Source organism: Erythrobacter sp. (assembly GCF_038133525.1).
GTDB lineage: Bacteria > Pseudomonadota > Alphaproteobacteria > Sphingomonadales > Sphingomonadaceae > Qipengyuania.
In genome coordinates this window covers 1-1,154 of sequence record NZ_JAYPTL010000195.1, presented here as the reverse complement: position 1 = coordinate 1,154, position 1,154 = coordinate 1, and the positions used below count along the sequence as shown (strand labels likewise).

The window sequence follows — 1,154 nt, the reverse complement described above, 5'->3', positions numbered from 1 at the left end:
GCCCGGGAGACTGCGCCTTTCACCGATGATTTATACGCCGCGATGCATCGCCGCATGCCCGGATTGCCGCTTGATATATGGGAATTGCGGCGCCGGCAGCTGGGCCTGTTTGCGACGACCAATATCGCCGACTTCGATCGCTATCGCAGCCGGATCAAGATCAGCCCTCGCCAGTTCCTGGACGAGCTGAACAAGGTCACGGCTGCCGGTCTGACTGCGTGATCGGGGGCAAAGGTCCCATGCCGGTGCTCGGCGTCTTTAACTGCGGAGCAGCCGTTCGTTGAGTAGAGTGTGAAAGTCCCGGCGTGAATCGGCGACGAGGAGGACCGTTACGGTGCTGTCCTCGACATGATAGATGATCCGATAGGGACTGACGGAGATCTGCCGGTAATCGCGGATGCCGATCGCATCGAGTTCATGCACGACCGGTCCGCGGCCTGCAAACGTGCCAAGGCTTTCCATGGCCTCGACCAGTGTGTCGAGCAGGGCGTCGGCACCGTCGGGCCCCCCTTCCCCGCGTTGCAGGCTGCGGCGGCGGTAAATGGCGGCAAGATCGCGTTCGGCGCCAAGCGAGATCCGGACAATGTTCGGATGTTGGTTCGAATGTGGAGCCATGGATTAGGCGCGCGAACGGATCCTGTCGGCAAGCCCTTCGACCGGAACCGTGCGGCCCTGCGCCATGTCATCGCGGCCAAGTGCGATCAGTTTAAGCAGGGCGAGCGTCTCCTGCGTCTGTTCATAGCTGCCGATGTCCTGCAGCACCGCCTTTGCCTCACCGTTCTGGGTCACGATAAGGGGCGGTGCGCCCTCGCCCAGCTGGCGTATCAACTCGGCAATGTGGGCTTTCATATAGCTGATAGGCTTTACGCGGTCGTGCATGTTCACGGGGATCGGTCCTTTCAAGGACTGAATATAGTCCGGCAGACCCGTTATGGCAAGGTGCAGGCGGTATGGCACCCTTCCCCATCATCCCAAGATCCAACGATCTTCGTGGAGGTTAGAGGGGTTAAGGTAGAGTTTGAAAAGTTAAGTGGGCCGTAGAGCGGTTCGATCGGCCCGGTTGCGCGAGTCGCGGATGCTTTGCGTTCCTGATGTATCGATAATTCGTTCCCGTAGTGTCGGGAGGTTGTTCCCGAAGGGTCGACGATCCGTTC

Annotated in this window: 3 protein-coding genes; 1 reads left to right on the top strand and 2 read right to left on the bottom strand. The window is 60.0% G+C overall.

Going from position 1 to position 1,154, the window contains the following annotated elements:
* Positions 1-222, top strand: a 222-nt coding sequence (locus AAFM29_RS17945) for a hypothetical protein (RefSeq protein ID WP_341714064.1), incomplete at its 5' end; no start/stop codon positions are given.
* A gap of 36 nt (positions 223-258) precedes the next feature.
* Here AAFM29_RS17945 and AAFM29_RS17940 read toward each other — a convergent pair.
* Positions 259-615: a type II toxin-antitoxin system RelE/ParE family toxin gene (locus tag AAFM29_RS17940; RefSeq protein WP_341714063.1), complete on the bottom strand. Its 357-nt coding sequence runs from the start codon at positions 613-615 to the stop codon at positions 259-261.
* A 3-nt stretch (positions 616-618) separates the two neighbouring features.
* Positions 619-885 carry a type II toxin-antitoxin system Phd/YefM family antitoxin gene (locus AAFM29_RS17935; protein ID WP_341714062.1) on the bottom strand — a complete coding sequence of 89 codons (267 nt, stop codon included), beginning with the start codon at positions 883-885 and terminating at the stop codon, positions 619-621.
* Positions 886-1,154: the final 269 nt, after the last annotated feature.

Bases quoted from the DNA above. Each gene is read 5' to 3' on its own strand.
- AAFM29_RS17940 (WP_341714063.1), bottom strand. From the start codon at position 615: ATGGCTCCACATTCGAACCAACATCCGAACATTGTCCGGATCTCGCTT.